Raw genomic sequence first — 17,152 nt, 5'->3', positions numbered from 1 at the left:
TATTATCCGACTCATTACAGGGAATACCGATGAAAAAATCCGTCTGGGCGTTATCTTTATTACTAACCACATTATCTGCCGGTGCTATGGCGGCGAAAGGGATAGTCACCGTATACAAATCCCCGACCTGCGGCTGTTGCGGCCAGTGGGCGGAGGGTGTGGAAAAAGCCGGTTATGATGTGGAAACCAATATTATTCCGCAGGCACAGCTGGAGAAAATGATGCTCGATTCCGGTGCCTCCGCGAATCTGATGAGCTGTCACCTCGCCACACTGAACGGTAAATATGTGATTGGCCACGTCCCGGCTGACAGCCTGGATGCGATTAATACGCTGCCGGAAAGTGCCAAAGGGATTTCTGTTCCGGGAATGCCGGTCGGCAGCCTCGGCATGGAATATAAGGATATGAAAGAGCCGTATGATGTGATCGCGTATGATGCGGACGGAAAACAGACGGTATTCCGCAGCTACTGATTTTCGGTCTGATTCCGCAGCGAACTTTCGAGAAAATGCAGGAATTTGTCGACAACCGGTGATAATTCACGGCGGCTGGCATAGACGGCTCTCAGTTCAATGGGAGCCGGTTCTTCATTCAGCCGGACAGCCTGCAATGTGCCGTCACGGAAAGCCTGCTGACACAAATGCCCGGTCAGAATCGCAAAACCTAGCCCTTCAATGGCGGCGGCGGCGGCCAGTGCCGCGCCGTTAACCTGATAGCGGCTGCTGATGCGCACTGTCAGCCATCCGCCGTCCGGTTTGCGGAAAACCCACGGCTGGCCGTTCAGGGCACTCAGACTGGAAATACAGGGCAGCCGGGTCAGCTCAGCGGCAGAAACCGGGACGCCGGTCCGGGCCAGTAATGACGGCGCGGCCACCACCACACACGACCATGACTGAATCAGACGGCTGTGATAACTGCTGTCTGCCATCTCCCCGCGCTGATAGGTCAGCAGCAGATCGATATCATCACTGATAATATCCGCCGGGGTCAGCCGGGTATCACACCGGATCTGCAAATCCGGATGCAGTGCGGCAAAACGGGCCAGCACCGGCGCCAGCATTTCCCCGACGCCTTCACCGGGTACCGTCAGCCGGAAACAGCCGGTCAGCACATCATCATTACGGATCTGTGAAAAGGTTTCCCGCAGCATGGCGTCCGTTTTTCCGGCGCACTGATACAACTGCTGTCCCTGTGCCGTCAGGCGCATACGCCGGGTTGTCCGCTCGATAAGACGGCAGCCGGTCTGGGTTTCCAGCTGTCTGATGGCCCGGCTGACATTAGACGACGGCATCCCCAGCCGGGTGGCCGCACCGGTAAAACTGCCCTGTTCCGCCACAGCCAGAAAAACCGGCAGCAAATTAAGATCGACCGCCATGACAGCGTCCCCGTTGTGAGAGATATCCGGCTCTATTGTTATCACAAACAGGTTAATCTGTCTTCAGCAATGGCCAAAAGACATTAATTTCTGATAGCGCTGCGCCAGAAGTTCGTCTTCCGGCAACGCTGATAATACTGCCAGATCCTGCAACAGCTGTTCACGCAGATTATCCGCCGCCTGCTGATAGTTGCGGTGAGCACCGCCCGCCGGCTCGGGAATAATGGTATCGATAATACCCAGTGCTTTCAGGCGCGGCGCGGTCATCCCCATGGCTTCGGCAGCCAGCGGTGCTTTATCCGCACTTTTCCACAGGATAGAGGCACACCCCTCCGGCGAGATTGCCGCATAGGTACTGTATTGCAGCATATTGATACGATCACCGACACCAATCCCCAGCGCACCGCCGGAACAGCCCTCGCCGGTGATAGTGCAGATCACCGGGGTTTTCAGCCGCGACAGCTCAAGCAGGTTACGGGCAATCGCCTCCGCCTGTCCGCGCTCTTCCGCGCCCACGCCGGGATAGGCACCGGCGGAATCAATAAACATCAGCACCGGCATATGAAAACGTTCGGCCATTTTCATCAGTCTCAGCGCCTTGCGGTACCCCTCCGGTGAGGGCATACCAAAATTGCGCAGTAACTTTTCTTTGGTATCACGCCCTTTCTGGTGACCGATAACCATCACCGGGCGCCCCTCAAAGCGTGCCAGCCCGCCGACAATGGCTTTATCATCCGCAAAGGCACGATCACCGGCCAGCGCCTGAAAATCGGTAAAAATAAGACTGATATAATCCAGGGTATAGGGCCGCAGCGGGTGGCGGGCCAGCCGGACAATTTCCCATGCGCCGAGATCAGCATAAATCGACTGCGTCAGCTTTTCGCATTTTTTCCGCAGACAGGCGATTTCATCATCCGGATCAAACCCCAAATCACTGCTGCGCTCTTTAAATGACTGTAATGCAGCAATTTTTTCTTCCAGCTCAATGATTGGCCTTTCAAATTCGAGATGATACTGAGACATAACGGACATTACCCTGACAGAAAACATCCGGTCAGTGTAAAAAAAGGCCGGAACGGGATACAGTCCTCATTCCGGCATACACTATTATCAGAAACGGGATAATCAGCCGTAAGAAATGGCCGCACAGCGGCGGGCGGTGAAAATCGCAATCAGCGGGGCAATCGCCAGTAACATCATCAGCCAGTAGGCTGAAGACATCACGCCCGTCAGTGTTCCGTCATTGAAACCATTGACGTTCACAATCATACCGGCCAGAGCGGCACCCAGCGCCGTGGCAAAGAGCTGTACTGTGGTGATGGAAGCGGCGGCAATCTCTTTATCCGCAGGTGCCGCGACCTGTAAAATCCGGGTCAGCAGATGCGGCCAGCCGAATCCGATCCCGAACCCGACCAGCGATAATCCCAGCAGGATCGGCGACATAATGGCCCATGTTCCGGCAGACGGTACAGAGAGTGTCAGTGCCAGCAATACCAGCCCCGCCAGCACAAAGACCGGCCCGAGCAGAATACTGGCCCGCATTTTCGCTCCTTTCCATCCCGCACTGATGATCTCACTGACTGTCCAGCCCAGCGCCATCAGTGCACTCATATAACCGGATGCCAGCGGTGACTGGCCGTGCAGACGTTGCAGGAAATACGGCACGAACACTTCACAGGTCATTCCTATAGCCAGCAGAGAGATAGTGACATACAGCGCGGCATGATGACTGCCGCGCCGGAAAGTATTCTCCGGTAATAACCGGGTACTGCTGCGCTGCTCAATCACCGCAAGTACAATCAGCAGCAGAAGGGAAACCACCACGCCGCCCACATTCAGGAATACATCAGGGCTGAGACTGCCGGCGGAAACCACCAGTACCGCAGCGGTCAGTAATGTCAGCTGGATCAGGGGAAGATGTGGCCGGTTACCGTCATTATTCTGCTTTTTAGGCATAATCGTAAGCAAAAAGAGCCCATAAACGACCATCAGCGGCAACATCACACCAAAAGCATAACGCCAGGCATTTAACTGGGCAAAAATACCTCCGACAGCCGGACCGACTAATGTGGCAACTCCCCACATCCCGGAAATCAGTGCCATGGCTCTCGGCCACAATGCCGGAACATACACTAAATTGATCATGGCATAAGACAATGCGAACATAACACCGCCGCCGAAGCCCTGAATGGCGCGCCCCAGCAACATAATTTCCATCCGGGGAGCCAGGGCGCAGGCCAGGCTGCCGGCAAAAAAGGCAACGACAGAAAGAAGATAGGCGATGCGGGCACCATATACGGCCAGCATGCGGGCAGAAAGTACTGAGCCGATAATGGATGCTGCCACAAACAGTGTGGTGTTCCAGGCGTACAGATTCAGGCCGCCGATATCGGCAACCACAGATGGCAAAATGGTGGTTGCCATTAAAATATTAACGGCGTGGATAACAACACCGAACGAGAGAGCGACTGAAATCGCAGCGTTTTTCCCTGAGAAGAGATCACGCCAGCGGCTGTCATCAGGCAACATAGAACCATCCTTTAGTCTTGTGATACTTTGCTGAATACGATAAATTAAACAAGAATTAACTTGGATAAATAGATACCGGGCACGAGAATATGTCAAGAACTAACCTGGAAAGCAACCTCAGTTCCGCACAATCGGTCGGAGAAAAATTGCTTATTCTCCTGAAAAAGCATGGCCCGATGCAGGCATCCGAGGCCGGGGAACACCTGGGCACCACCGGGGAAGCTGCCCGTCAGCAGTTTACCAAGCTGGCCCGGGACGGCATGGTTGAGGCACATTCCGAATGCCGGGGTGTCGGCCGTCCGGTGCAGCGCTGGCATCTGACCGCGCTGGGCAACAAACGCTTTCCGGATTGTCACGCTGAGCTGACGGTCAAAATCCTGACCACCATCCGCCGCGAACTCGGTGAGGATGCTATCGGCAAAATTATTACCGCCCGTGAGAACGAAGCCCGCCGCGACTATTTTGATAAACTTCAGGGTGCGGAAACCCTGGAAGAACGCATTATCCGCCTCGTTGCTATCCGCACAGAGGAAGGCTATATGGCACAGTGGGAAAAAGAACCGGAAGGGAGCTGGCTGATTATTGAAAATCACTGCCCTATCTGCTCCGCCGCCCGTATGTGTCAGGGATTCTGCCGTGCTGAACTCGAACTGTTTCAGACCGTTTTGGATGCAAATGTGGAACGGGTCGAATATTTACTGACGGGTTCTCGCCGCTGCGTATATCGTGTGATACAACAGGAAGATTAACCATTCCGGCTAATCACTGAAAGGAAAGAGGTCACACAATGAAAATTTCCGCCCGTAACCAGCTCACCGGTAAAGTTTCCCGTATTGTTACCGGTGCTGTTAATAATGAAGTGGAATTAACACTTGAGCATGGTGAAATTCTGACAACCGTCATCACCAAAGAGAGTTGTGACGTATTAGGGATCCGCGAAGGAAAAGAAGCTGTTGCGATTATTAAAGCGCCGTGGGTGGTCCTGGCAAATCCGGATTGCGGTCTGCGTTTTTCCGCCCGTAACCAGTTCCGCGGTAAAATCAGCAAAATGGTGAACGGTGCGGTCAACAGCACGATTCATCTGAGAACCGAGAAAGGGCTGCCGCTGACAGCAGTTATTACCAATGAAAGCCGCGATGAAATGGAATTACATGAAGGTAATGAAATTGTCGCACTGATAAAAGCCTCCAGCGTCATTTTAGCCACTAAAGCCTGATGACAGAAAGCCGTATAACAAGCTGGCCAGTTTCTTAACTGACCAGCATTATCTTGTGAACAAACTGTTTTATAATCAGAAAGGCAGTTGCTCCGGTGCGGCTGCCCCTGAAAAGACTGTATCGTAGCTGTTAGTCAGATGACCGATATCGTATGCAATCTTTTCTTTATCAGTCAGTCTCGCAGACAGTACGGTACCGGTTGGGCCTAATGCGATTAAGAACAGATCAATGTTCTCTTTCATCAGGCACTGTTCAGTTAACTGGTCTATATCGTCATAAGCATCCGTGTTTTTTGCCCAGATAACATGTTTATTCTTTATATTAGACAGCAAGTAGTGTTCGGTATTCAGACGTGAATCTTTGCCCGTCACAATACACACATTTTTTCCTTCCCATAATTCCATCCAGGCATCAGCCAGTTCTTCACCACACTGATAAAATCCCTCCGGACGACTGATAGCCGTGTCACCATATACAGGCTGATCAATAAAAAATTTACAGATAAACCAGTAGTTCACCCAGAAATCCTGCCAGAAGCTGACTTCTGATCCATAATCAGGCATACAAATAAGTGTATTACGCTTTCCGGAACAAATACTCCGCAATTCATACATCAGTTTTTTATCCGGACTCTGATAATAAATACCGTGTTCCAGCATCAGCATCAGCTCACCATCACCAAACCGGCTGACCCCGCATTTATTTTCTTTCATCCATCTCACCGTTTCCAGAACGGATAACCGTTTTCCTTTGAAGAAATGGTACGTATCATCCAGTACTTTCGCTACCCGACTCTGGTATAAATGCGATTCAATCTTTTTGCTTAGTTCATGCTGTTTTTCAGCATAGAAATCAACTGCAATGTCATTATAAAAACCGATAATTTCATTGGCTATCCCGCGGACAATTGAGATAGTATCCGTTTCATCCAGCGGGACCCGGCTGAATTCATATTTTTTATTCTTGCCATCATAAATTAATGTTTTTAAATCAAAATCACGTTTGAGATACTTCCTGAAAAGACCTAAAGATTCATAATTCCTGAATGCCAGCCAGATATTACCCCTTAAATCGACATCGAGTGCGACTTTAAATGCCCCGGTTTCAATTTCCACAAAGGCGATTTCCCAGCTATATATTTTTGCACTTTTAACATAATAGCTCGGGAATTTATCTCTATTAAATTCACTGACAAAGCTGTCCAAATCAATCTTCATACCTGAAATCCTTTTTGAAGAAAATTAAAATAATCCCTCATCCCGCAAAATATGTTTGTCCCCTCTGCGGCGGGTAAAACCGGTCCTGTCAAAAAACTCCAGAATCTGTACAGCCAGCTTACGCCCCATGCCATATTTATCCCTGAATTGTGCCGCGCCGATACCTTCTTCATGTGACCGGTTATATTCACGGATCACCTGCGCAAATTCCGTGAGTTGTGACCGGTGATAATAGCGGTCCGGCACAATCGCCATAATATGACCAAGCTGCGCGGCTTTTTTCAGAAACTGACGGGCGGTTGTTTCATCGGTACCGAGTTTTACAGCCAGATCCCGCACCCACCACGGTTCCTGCTGAAACAGCGGTTCTGCACTCAGCCAGAGCGCGCTCTGAGCCGGATCAAACGCCAGCCCGTGGTCCGGCAGATGCAGCCAGCCGCGGGTTCTGACAATCTGCTTTTCATCCAGTAATTGTGCAATAACCGGAAACACAATGGCATCAGAAAGCACCGGTAATGCCATCCGTTTCAGTCTGTCACGCCCGACGCCCATCTGATCGCTGTGTGACTGGTGGTAATCCGCCAGCGTGGCCAGCAGAACAGCTTTTGCCGTTTCAACCCGTTGTGCAGAAAGAGCGTAACCATCGTTGATCAGCAGACTCAGACCGTCAGTGCATTCCGTCAGTTTTTCCGCTGTCAGTTGCCGCGCCCAGGCAAATACCGGCAGGGATACCTCTCCGCGCGGTAATTCACAACATAAAACCGCCCGGTCATCCTGTGCCGCAGCCCGTTCTGATAACCACGCCAGAAACTCCGGACGGCGTTTTCCGCGGCGCGGGGAGGATAAATTCAGTACCCGTGCCCCCGCTACTGTGCGCTGCGCACTGATATCGCGCAGGATCAGCCGGTCTTCTTCCGCCAGCCAGAGCGGGGTATCGAGGGTAATTTCCGCCAGCAGCGGATAGCTGTTATCGTCATTCAGGAGAGATACGCGGCCGGTAATATGGCTGGCACCGTGGTGAATATGCACCGGCTGCCAGCTTTTCAGACCTTCGTCCGTTTCAAGTTCAGCCAGAATGCGGTGTGCAGACTGCACCGGTTTTTCACTCAGCAGCCAGTCACCACGGGAAACAGTCTCTTTACTGACATCCCCGCTCAGGTTGATCGCCACGCGGTCACCGGCCTGAGCCTGTTCCTGCTGGCGGTTCTGGGCATGAATACCGCGCACACGGACAGATTTGTCACTGCCGGTCACCCATAATGTGTCACCGGTGCTGACCCGTCCGGCCAGCGCGGTACCGGTTACCACCAGCCCTGCCCCTTTGACACTGAAAACACGGTCAATCGCCATCCGGAACCGTTTTTCTGTCCGGCTGTCTGACGATTGCTGCTGATGATGCAGACGCAGATGTGCCCGCAATGCATCCAGCCCTTCACCGCTGTGGGATGACGTGATAAATACCGGGCTTTCCGGCCAGCCGTCAGATAACAGCAGTTCTGTGATTTGCTGCCGGACTTCTTCAGTCCGTTCCGCCGGAACACGATCCGCTTTGGTCAGCACCACCGAGATTTGCGGACGCCCCGCCAGGCGCAGAATTGCCAGATGCTCGCGGGTTTGTGCCATCACCCCGTCATCACAGGCTATAATCAGCAGCACATGGCGGATACCGCCGATACCCGCCAGCATATTGCCGAGAAACTTTTCGTGGCCCGGCACATCCACAAAACCGATAACGGTATCATCATCCTGCGGCCAGTAGGCATAGCCCAGGTCGATGGTCATTCCGCGTTTTTTTTCTTCCGGCAGATGGGTGGTATCCACACCGGTGACGGCCCGGATAAGTGCTGTTTTTCCGTGGTCAACATGGCCGGCGGTAGCAAAAATCATGGTAACAGTGCCTGTAAAAGTCGGTTTTCATCTTCAAGGCAACGCAGATCCCACCACAGACGCCCGTCACTTACCCGTCCGATCACCGGAATGGTCAGCTGACGGTGAGAGTGCGTCAGGGTGGCTAAGGCGCTGCCTTTTCCGTTTTGCGGGGTAAACGTCACTGCCCAGCCGGGCAGACGTTCCACCGGCAGTGATCCGCTGCCAATCTGCGAGGAGCAGGGCTCTGCGCGGATCACCCATTCATCACCGTAATATGCCTGAATTTTCGGCACAAGCCGTTGTGCCATATCATAAATATCGTCAGCAGACCGGGTCAGCAAACGCAGTGACGGCAGTGTCTGCGCCAGTTTTTCCGGACGACGGTACAGATGCAGCGTGGCATCCAGTGCCGCCAGGGTCATTTTATCTGCCCGCAGGGCACGTTTGAGCGGATGACGCTGTATTGCCTCAATCCACGCTTTTTTACCGAGAATAATCCCCGCCTGCGGTCCGCCGAGCAGTTTATCGCCGGAAAAAGTGACAATATCAATACCCTGAGCCAGATAACGCTGCGGCATCGGCTCTTCCGGCAGTCCCCACAGAGTCATATCAATCAGTGCACCGCTGCCCAGATCAATCACTGACGGGATATTCTGTTCCCGGCCAAGTTCCGCCAGTTCCTGTCCGGAAACTTCAGCCGTAAAACCTTCAATATGATAATTACTGGTGTGGACTTTCATCAGCAGCGCAGTCTGCTCGCTGATCGCATTTTTATAGTCATGCAGATGAGTACGGTTTGTGGTACCGACTTCTCTCAGCCGGCATCCCGCCTGACTCATCACTTCCGGCACACGGAAAGCGCCGCCGATTTCCACCAGCTCACCACGGGAAACAATCACTTCCCGCCCGGCGGCCATCGTTGCCAGTACCAGTAATACCGCCGCCGCATTATTATTAACAACACAGGCAGCTTCTGCGCCGGTCAGCTGACAGAGACGCTCCGCGACAATGCTGTCGCGGTGGCCGCGTCCGGCATCATCGAGAGAATATTCGAGCGTAACCGGCCAGCGCATGGCATTGGTCACCGCCTCAATAGCCGCTTCCGCCTGCAATGCCCGGCCGAGATTGGTATGCAGCACGGTACCGGTCAGGTTGATGACCGGACGCAGTGCCTCCCGCTCGCTGCCCAGGCGGCGGGACAGTTCATCCGCCCAGCAGCCGTGCCAGTCCGGCAGTTGCTGCCGCTCACGGATCACGTCACGTGCATCATCCTGCATTTCCCGCAGCACACTGACGATACAGGTCTGGCCGTACTGTTCTGTCAGCGCGGTGACCGGTGTTTCATGTAATAACCCGTCAATGGCAGGTATCTGACTGTATAATGCACGTTCGTTCATAGCGGGCTCACTTCCGGGCTTATTCGTTCGGGAACAGGAACGGGTTAATACTGCTGCGGGCAAAACCTTCTTCTTCCATACGGGCATCCAGGATCAGGGTTGCCAGGTCGTCTGCCACAGTATCCACTTTCGCGTCTTTTTCCTGTGACATAATTTTCAGATAACTGCCGCAGTCACCGCAGCTTTCGGCTTTCACTGCCGCCTGCTCACTTTCCAGTGACCAGTAATTCAGATCGCGCGTCTGTTCGCAGTTCGTACACTTAATCCGGACCACATGCCATTCGGTTTCACATAATCCGCAATGCAGATAACGCAATCCCTGTGTGGTACCAATCTGGATCACGCCGGAAACCGGCATCGCCGCACAGACCGGACAGAACTGACGATGTTCGCCGTGCTCTTCACGGCCTTTACCCGGAATCATCGACGCCATCTGCGCCCAATATAAAGATAATGCAGCCCAGATAAACACGGACTTATCCGGTGAAACAGCAGAAAATTCCTGATTAAACAACGCTGTTGCCATATCTTCCAGCTCATTCTCAGACGCTTTATCCAGGTTTTCCAGGGTCGGACGGGCATGATCCGGAGCGACCGGCAGCAGCTCGGCAATAATGCTTTTCAGCAGTTTACGCCAGTGTTCAGTGCGCTGAAAGGTACGGCAATCGAGCAGTGCTTTGCCCGGCATATTCGCAGCCATCAGGGCATCCATATCCATTTCAAGCGGATTGTCATACAGGGCTTTCTGCTGAGCACGGGTGATTTCAGCGGCAAATTCCAGGTAATCCGCAAACGGGTTATCTTTGGCCAGCTCATCAAAGCGTTCGGCACGACGCTGATACAGATTCTTCAGATTAGGGAACAGCACCGCAGGGATAAAACCAATCCCTTTTTCATTTTTCTGAGCCTGTCCCAGCTCTTCTTTGGATACAATTCGGATACTCATGATCTTGCTCTTCTTCTGATATGGAGAGGATAAGCCGGTCCGGCAAATAAAACCCTATTATGAACCGGCTGCCTTAAAATGTCGAAAAGGCAGGGGAAACCCCTGCCTTCTGAATAATCACACGAGAAGATTAAAAACGGTCACTGACCTTTTTTATCTTCTTCGCGCTCTTTTGCCACAATCTGACGGTACCAGCGCGGGTGATGTTTCTTCGCCCAGCCACGGGTTACCCAGCCTTCTGTCATCGCTCGCACAGATCCTTTCACCCAGATTGCCGCATAAGCGTGAACAATAATGGTGATAATCAGCCCGATAGCAGAAATTGAGTGTACCAGCAGCGCGATGCGGATCACCGGAATGGAGAAATACTCCGCAAAATAAGGACGCCAGATAACAATACCGCTCAGCAGCAGCAGGAACAGGCAGATACTGGCCGCCCAGTACACCCCTTTCTGACCGAGGTTATACTGACCGACATCTCCGGCTTCCTCATTTTTCATGATTTTGCCGATCTGCTTCGCCCACTCGATATCATCACGGTTGATAAAGTTGTGTTTAAAATAACGGAAAAACATAAACACAAACAGTAAGAACATCACCACACCGGTAAACGGATGCAGCAGACGTGATAACTGCGGGGTACCCAGAATGTTCATAAACCAGTTAAGCGACGGGAAGAAAAACCCGAGCCCGCTGATGGCCGTGAACAGAAAACAAATGACCACAGCCCAGTGATTCACACGCTCAATGGGTTTGTGGCGGATAATTTTTTCGCGATCATCCTGTTGCATTATTTCTGCTCCTCCTGACCTGCTGATTGCTCAGTCTTTGCCGGAACATCCTGAATATCTTTCAGGGCCTCTTCTTCCTCGCGTTTTGATACCCGGTTCGGGCCGATACCCACGTAATGGAAGATTGCCGCCGCAAAGGTCGCCGCGAAACCGACTGCTGCCAGTGGTTTCCATGCGCCTTTCCAGAATTTCACCGCCGCACTGATTTCCGGATTCTCCGGCAGACCGTGATATAACTGCGGTTTATCAGCATGGTGCAGCACATACATCACGTGCGTACCGCCGACGCCCTGCGGATCATACAGACCGGCTTTGGCGTAACCACGGCTTTGCAGCTCAGTGACCCGCTCACCCGCCAGCGCCTGCATATCCTCTTTCGAGCCGAAATGAATCGCCCCGGTCGGACAGGTTTTCACACACGCCGGCTCCTGACCCACATCCACGCGGTCAACACACAGTGTGCATTTATAAGCGCGGTTATCTTCTTCGTTGATACGCGGCACGTTAAACGGACAGCCCGCGATACAGTAACCGCAGCCGATGCAGTGCTCTGACTGGAAATCGACAATCCCGTTGGCATACTGAATGATAGCGCCTTCCGCCGGACAGGCTTTCAGACAGCCCGGGTCCGCGCAGTGCATACAGCCGTCTTTACGGATCAGCCACTCAAAGTTGCCGTTTTCTTCCACTTCGGAAAAACGCATCACGGTCCATGACTTGGCGGTCAGATCCTGCGGGTTGTCGTACACCCCCACGTTGGTACCGATCTTGTCACGAATGTCGTTCCACTCCGAACAGGCCACCTGGCAGGCTTTACAGCCGATACAGGTAGTCACGTCAATCAGCTTCGCCACTTCTTCCTTAAAATCCCGCACCTGAGGTGCGGGGGTCAGGGAATTGGTGGCAGAGCGACGAATAATGTCCTGTGATTGCATTGACATAATTTATCTCCTTACACCTTTTCCACATTAACCAGGAAGGCTTTAAATTCAGGCGTCTGGGTGTTCGCATCGCCGACAAACGGCGTCAGCGTGTTGGTGATAAAGCCTTTCACCGCCACACCCTCAAAGCCCCAGTGAATCGGAATACCGATGGTATCCACTTTCTGACCATTCACATCCAGCGTCCGGATGCGTTTGGTGACCACTGCTTTGGCCTTGATATAGCCACGTTTGGAGCTGACTTTCACCGTATCACCCTGAGAGATACCTTTCTCATTCGCGAGACGCTCACCGATTTCGATAAACTGCTGCGGCTGAATAATGGCATTTAACCGCGCATGTTTTGTCCAGTAGTGGAAATGCTCCGTCAGGCGGTATGTTGTACCGACATACGGGAATTCCTCTGCTTTACCCATCTGCGCCCAGTCATCTTTAAAGATACGGGCGGCCGGGTTGGAAACCACATCCGGATGAAGCGGGTTGGTACCGAGCGGGGTTTCAATCGGCTCGTAGTGCTCAGGGAACGGCCCTTCCGCCATCTTATCGATAGCAAACAGGCGGCCCATCCCTTCCGGCTGCATGATAAACGGCCCGACATCCGAATCCGGCGCGGCGTTGCTGTAGTCCGGCACATCCATACCGATCCACTTGCTGCCGTTCCATTCCAGAATCTGGCGTTTCGGATCCCACGGTTTACCCGCCGGGTCCGCAGAGGCACGGTTATAAATGACGCGGCGGTTCAGCGGCCATGCCCACGCCCAGCCGAGGGTATTACCCAGCCCGGTCGGGTCAGCGTTATCGCGGCGGGCCATCTGGTTGCCCTGCGGCGTCCAGCTGCCGGCAAAAATCCAGCATCCGCTTGCCGTGGTACCATCATCACGCAACTGTGCGAAGGAGGTGAGCTGCTCGCCTTTCTTCACAATCACGTTGCCGTCAGCATCTTTCAAATCAACCAGCGCCAGACCGTTACTCTCCTGCGCGACCTCTTCCGGAGTCGGATTATCGCGGTCGAAGTAGTTCCAGGTCATGTTCAGTACCTGCTCAGGCACTTTACCGCCTTCCGACTCATACAGTTTGCGGACACGATGGAAAATACCGGAGAGGATTTCGCCGTCGCTGATCGCTTCGCCCGGGGCATCCGCACCTTTCCAGTGCCACTGTAACCAGCGGGCGGAGTTAACGATAGAACCGTTCTCTTCCGCAAAGCAGCAGGATGGCAGGCGGAACACCGTAGTCTGAATCTGTGCCGGATCAACATCGTTCATCTCGCCGTGGTTCTGCCAGAAGTTCGATGTTTCGGTATTCAGCGGGTCAACCGTGATCAGGAACTTCAGTTTTGAAAGCGCCTTAACCACTTTGTTTTTGTTCGGGAATGAGGCTAACGGGTTAAAGCCCTGGCAGATGTAGCCGTTGACTTCCCCTTTATCCATCATGTCGAAATAACGCAGGACGTCGTAACCTTTGTCCCACTTCGGCAGCCAGTCAAAGCCCCAGTTATTCTCTTTCTGTGCTTTGTCACCGTAGAAGGTTTTCATCAGACTGACAAAGAACTTCGGATAGTTACCCCAGTAGTTGACCTGCCCCGGCACCGTTGGTTTCGGTGTGTTGGCAGCCAGATAACTGTCCAGCGACGTCTGTTTGTCAGACGGCAGTGTCAGGTAACCCGGCAGGCTCTGCGACAGCAGACCCAGGTCAGTTAAGCCCTGGATATTGGAGTGACCGCGCAGTGCGTTCACACCGCCGCCCAGCATTCCCATATTCCCCAGCAACAGCTGGATCATCGCCATGGTACGGATGTTCTGCGCACCGACGGTATGCTGGGTCCAGCCCAGTGCATACAGGAACGAGGCGGTTTTATCTTTCGCGCAGGTTTCGCCGATATATTCACAGACTTTCAGGAAGTCATCTTTCGGCGTTCCGCAGATATTGGTCACCACATCCGGGGTATAACGGCTGACGTGCTCTTTCAGTAAATTCCAGACACAACGCGGATGCTGCAATGTGGTGTCGCGTCTGGCGAAACCATTTTCATCCAGCTCGTAATTCCAGGTTGTTTTATCGTACTGACGTTTTTCCGCATCATAGCCGCTGAACAAACCGTTATCGAACGCGTAATCTTCACGCACGATCAGGCTGGCGTTGGTGTACGCCTCAACATACTCACGGTTGATTTTTTCATTTTCCATCAGATATTTAATAACACCTGACAGGAACGCAATATCGGTACCGGAACGGATAGGCGTATAGAAATCCGCCACCGCCGCAGTACGGGTAAAGCGCGGGTCAATGACGATCAGTTTGGCATTGTTATGAATTTTGGCTTCCATCGCCCAGCGGAACCCGACAGGGTGAGCTTCCGCGGCGTTTCCGCCCATCACGACAACAAGGTTGGCATTTTTAATATCAACCCAGTGGTTGGTCATGGCACCGCGACCAAATGTCGGAGCAAGACTTGCTACCGTAGGTCCGTGTCAGACACGCGCCTGGTTATCCACGGCAAGCATGCCGAGGGCGCGGGAAAATTTCTGGGTGACAAATCCGGTTTCGTTACTGGCGGCTGATGCGCATAACATCCCGGTGGTTAACCAGCGGTTGACGGTGACGCCATCGCTGTTCTTTTCAATAAAGTTACTGTCGCGGTCATCTTTGATCAGGCGGGCGATACGATCAAACGCCTCATTCCACGAGATACGTTTCCACTCGTTGGAGCCCGGCTCGCGGACTTCTGGATATTTAAGACGGCTTTCGCTGTGGATAAAATCAATCAGACCTGCGCCTTTCGGGCACAGTGCGCCACGGTTTACCGGATGATCCGGGTCCCCTTCAATGTGAAAAACAGATTCTTTGGCGTTTTTTGCCCCGTCACCCAGACTGTACATTAACAGCCCGCAGCCGACGGAACAGTACGTGCAGGTATTACGGGTTTCACGTGCGCGCAAAAGCTTATACTGACGTGAACCGGCAATAGCGACCGCCGGGGCAAAACCCAGAGCCGCTGCCGTTGTACCCGCCATACCGCCAGCGCAGATCTTAAAGAACTGCCTTCTGCTGACTTGCATGGAGATCTCCTTATTACATTGCTCTTATGCCGCTGCAAAATAAGCCACAGCGAACTTTCTTTTTATCCGCACAGTGGTGCGTGCGATCAGGTTCATTGCCTGGTGGAATGGTGTAAACTTTTACCCATACTATTATTATGTATTATTAAGCGCAGGAATTCATCTGATGGATGACATTTATTCCATAGAATCGTTACATAATTGTCTAATTCGCGGTGCGCATCTCACAAGCGTGCAACAAAAAAGTAAACCCGGGCATAATGAAAATGACTGGGTCGCGGAAGAGACGCCGGTTGCTCTGGTGTACAACGGCATTTCACATGTGGTGATGATGGCCAGCCCGAAAAACCTCGATGATTTTGCTGTCGGTTTTTCACTTTCCGAAGGCATTATTGAATCCGCCGCCGACATCCGCGGGATTGATATCACGGATGCCTGCCACGGCGGATTTGAAGTCCATGTGGAATTATCCGCCCGCCGTTTTGCCGGACTGAAAGAACGCCGCCGTAATATGGCCGGGCGTACCGGCTGCGGTATCTGCGGTACCGAGCAAATCAGCGAAATTTTCCGCCCGATCCCGCCGCTGGATTTCACGCAGACTTTTTCCCTCAGTCACCTTGATGAGGCACTCAGCCTGCTTCCGCAGGTGCAGGAAATAGGAAAACTGACCGGTTGTACCCACGCCGCCGGCTGGATCTCTCCGCAGGGCGAATTACTGGGGGGATGTGAGGATGTGGGACGCCATGTGGCGCTTGATAAACTGCTGGGTATGCGGGCAAAAGCACAATGGACAGACGGTGTGATACTGGTATCCAGCCGCGCCAGCTATGAAATGGTACAAAAAAGCGCGCAGTGCGGCGCGGAAATTCTGTTTGCGGTTTCCGCCCCGACCACGCTGGCGATTGAAACCGCCAAACGCTGCCGCCTGACGCTGGTTGGATTCTGTAAAAAAGGGCGGGCCACCATCTATACCCACCCGGAACGCCTGACTCCCTGACTATTCAGCCAGCGGATGATATATCCACAGATTCGGTTCATGATAAATGACCCGGTCCGTTTCAGGATCGGCCTGAACCGGTACCAGAGCACCCGGCACAATGTACTGACCGGCGTGCGGAAAGGCCATACCGGTCCATTCCGACCAGTTATCAATAGAGGATGTGATATCCATCGAACGCATCGCCGGTTTGATAATCTGTCCGCCCAGCCGGACATGCGTGCGGATCCACGGGTCAAACGGCTCGCCCTGCGGGGTCTGCCACTGACAATATTCCGCGAAATCCTGTAACGGATACTGTGCCTTGAGCGTCGGACGCACTGGTACCACCACGCCCTTCAGCCCGGCCTGCGCAACAGCCGCTTTCAGCGCTGTAATAAGTTGTGCAGGGATACCTCTCCCGCGAAAATCCGGGTCAACGGTCACCGACAGTGCGGATACAAATGTCGGTTTCCGGGTATCGGTTGCCCCCAGGGTCAGCACAGCATCCCAGCCCCCATCCGGCAACTCAGTCAGTGGTGCATCTTCCGGAAAATAAAACGGAATCGCACTCAGAAGCCCGACGACCTGATCTTCTCCGGCAATAGTCGCAACCGCAACCTGCTGAAAAGGCAGATTTTCCTCAAGATACAGTGTATCCCAGTACTGGTCAGAGACCGGACTGGCTAACATAAACAACGGCCATTGTTCCGCGACCAGCGCTTCCGCACTGTCCAGCAGTGACTCATGGCACTGTGCGACACTGAGGATCCGGACTGACGACATATGATTCTCCGCTTACATACTCTGTTGCGTATATATTAATGGTTTTCAG

General features: G+C 53.0%; 15 protein-coding genes. 4 read left to right on the top strand and 11 right to left on the bottom strand.

The genetic code is table 11. From position 1 onward, the window contains the following. Nucleotides 1-29: 29 nt before the first annotated feature. Nucleotides 30-473, top strand: a complete 444-nt coding sequence (locus AAZR23_RS17900; RefSeq protein WP_247717487.1) for a DUF411 domain-containing protein — start codon at nucleotides 30-32, stop codon at nucleotides 471-473. Here the strand turns inward: AAZR23_RS17900 and AAZR23_RS17895 are convergent. From AAZR23_RS17895 to AAZR23_RS17885, 3 genes are all read right to left on the bottom strand, one after another. Beyond that, complete coding sequence (locus AAZR23_RS17895; protein ID WP_046892855.1) at nucleotides 467-1,375, bottom strand: LysR family transcriptional regulator; 909 nt, start codon at nucleotides 1,373-1,375, stop codon at nucleotides 467-469. The genes AAZR23_RS17900 and AAZR23_RS17895 overlap by 7 nt on opposite strands. 63 nt (nucleotides 1,376-1,438) lie before the next feature. Further along, complete coding sequence (gene accA, locus AAZR23_RS17890; RefSeq protein WP_434694182.1) at nucleotides 1,439-2,398, bottom strand: acetyl-CoA carboxylase carboxyl transferase subunit alpha; 960 nt, start codon at nucleotides 2,396-2,398, stop codon at nucleotides 1,439-1,441. Between the two features lie 102 nt (nucleotides 2,399-2,500). Further along, complete coding sequence (locus AAZR23_RS17885) at nucleotides 2,501-3,904, bottom strand: MFS transporter (protein ID WP_434694181.1); 1,404 nt, start codon at nucleotides 3,902-3,904, stop codon at nucleotides 2,501-2,503. Between the two features lie 89 nt (nucleotides 3,905-3,993). Here AAZR23_RS17885 and AAZR23_RS17880 point away from each other — a divergent pair, with 89 nt between their 5' ends. Both AAZR23_RS17880 and AAZR23_RS17875 read left to right on the top strand, forming a co-directional pair. After that, on the top strand, nucleotides 3,994-4,653 hold the full coding sequence (locus tag AAZR23_RS17880) for a helix-turn-helix transcriptional regulator (protein WP_182106326.1): 660 nt from the start codon (nucleotides 3,994-3,996) through the stop codon (nucleotides 4,651-4,653). A gap of 38 nt (nucleotides 4,654-4,691) precedes the next feature. After that, on the top strand, nucleotides 4,692-5,120 hold the full coding sequence (locus tag AAZR23_RS17875) for a TOBE domain-containing protein (protein WP_127378037.1): 429 nt from the start codon (nucleotides 4,692-4,694) through the stop codon (nucleotides 5,118-5,120). 75 nt (nucleotides 5,121-5,195) lie between these two features. Here AAZR23_RS17875 and AAZR23_RS17870 read toward each other — a convergent pair whose 3' ends face one another. The 7 genes from AAZR23_RS17870 to fdnG all read right to left on the bottom strand — a co-directional run bounded on the left by AAZR23_RS17870 (nucleotide 5,196) and on the right by fdnG (nucleotide 15,341). After that, nucleotides 5,196-6,338 carry a GT-D fold domain-containing glycosyltransferase gene (locus AAZR23_RS17870; protein WP_434694178.1) on the bottom strand — a complete coding sequence of 381 codons (1,143 nt, stop codon included), beginning with the start codon at nucleotides 6,336-6,338 and terminating at the stop codon, nucleotides 5,196-5,198. Between the two features lie 24 nt (nucleotides 6,339-6,362). Then, nucleotides 6,363-8,225 carry a selenocysteine-specific translation elongation factor gene (gene selB / locus AAZR23_RS17865; RefSeq protein ID WP_434694176.1) on the bottom strand — a complete coding sequence of 621 codons (1,863 nt, stop codon included), beginning with the start codon at nucleotides 8,223-8,225 and terminating at the stop codon, nucleotides 6,363-6,365. Next, nucleotides 8,222-9,604, bottom strand: coding sequence for an L-seryl-tRNA(Sec) selenium transferase (gene selA / locus AAZR23_RS17860; protein ID WP_434694174.1), 1,383 nt, complete (start codon nucleotides 9,602-9,604; stop codon nucleotides 8,222-8,224). Before selA ends, selB begins: the two co-directional genes overlap by 4 nt. A gap of 19 nt (nucleotides 9,605-9,623) precedes the next feature. Continuing rightward, complete coding sequence (gene fdhE / locus AAZR23_RS17855; RefSeq protein ID WP_054425716.1) at nucleotides 9,624-10,550, bottom strand: formate dehydrogenase accessory protein FdhE; 927 nt, start codon at nucleotides 10,548-10,550, stop codon at nucleotides 9,624-9,626. Between the two features lie 140 nt (nucleotides 10,551-10,690). Then, nucleotides 10,691-11,341 (bottom strand): formate dehydrogenase cytochrome b556 subunit, encoded by a 651-nt coding sequence (gene fdoI / locus AAZR23_RS17850; RefSeq protein WP_004240169.1) that lies wholly within the window; start codon nucleotides 11,339-11,341, stop codon nucleotides 10,691-10,693. Further along, nucleotides 11,341-12,282 (bottom strand): formate dehydrogenase subunit beta, encoded by a 942-nt coding sequence (fdxH, locus tag AAZR23_RS17845; protein WP_046892846.1) that lies wholly within the window; start codon nucleotides 12,280-12,282, stop codon nucleotides 11,341-11,343. The genes fdoI and fdxH overlap by 1 nt, the downstream gene beginning before the upstream one ends. 11 nt (nucleotides 12,283-12,293) lie before the next feature. Continuing rightward, entirely contained in the window at nucleotides 12,294-15,341 is a 3,048-nt protein-coding gene (fdnG, locus tag AAZR23_RS17840) for a formate dehydrogenase-N subunit alpha (protein WP_434694172.1), read from the bottom strand. Between the two features lie 166 nt (nucleotides 15,342-15,507). On the opposite strand from fdnG, the gene fdhD reads away from it, so the two are divergent. Beyond that, nucleotides 15,508-16,338 carry a formate dehydrogenase accessory sulfurtransferase FdhD gene (fdhD, locus tag AAZR23_RS17835; RefSeq protein ID WP_218453890.1) on the top strand — a complete coding sequence of 277 codons (831 nt, stop codon included), beginning with the start codon at nucleotides 15,508-15,510 and terminating at the stop codon, nucleotides 16,336-16,338. Here fdhD and AAZR23_RS17830 read toward each other — a convergent pair whose 3' ends face one another. Next, nucleotides 16,339-17,103: a GNAT family N-acetyltransferase gene (locus tag AAZR23_RS17830; protein ID WP_218453891.1), complete on the bottom strand. Its 765-nt coding sequence runs from the start codon at nucleotides 17,101-17,103 to the stop codon at nucleotides 16,339-16,341. It lies immediately after the preceding gene. Between the last annotated feature and the right edge of the window lie 49 nt (nucleotides 17,104-17,152).

It is taken from the genome of Morganella sp. Je.2.23, assembly GCF_051129855.1.
GTDB lineage: Bacteria > Pseudomonadota > Gammaproteobacteria > Enterobacterales > Enterobacteriaceae > Morganella > Morganella sibonii.
Note: the sequence above shows the minus strand (reverse complement) of the source record. Positions and strands in the feature narration are given on the sequence as shown.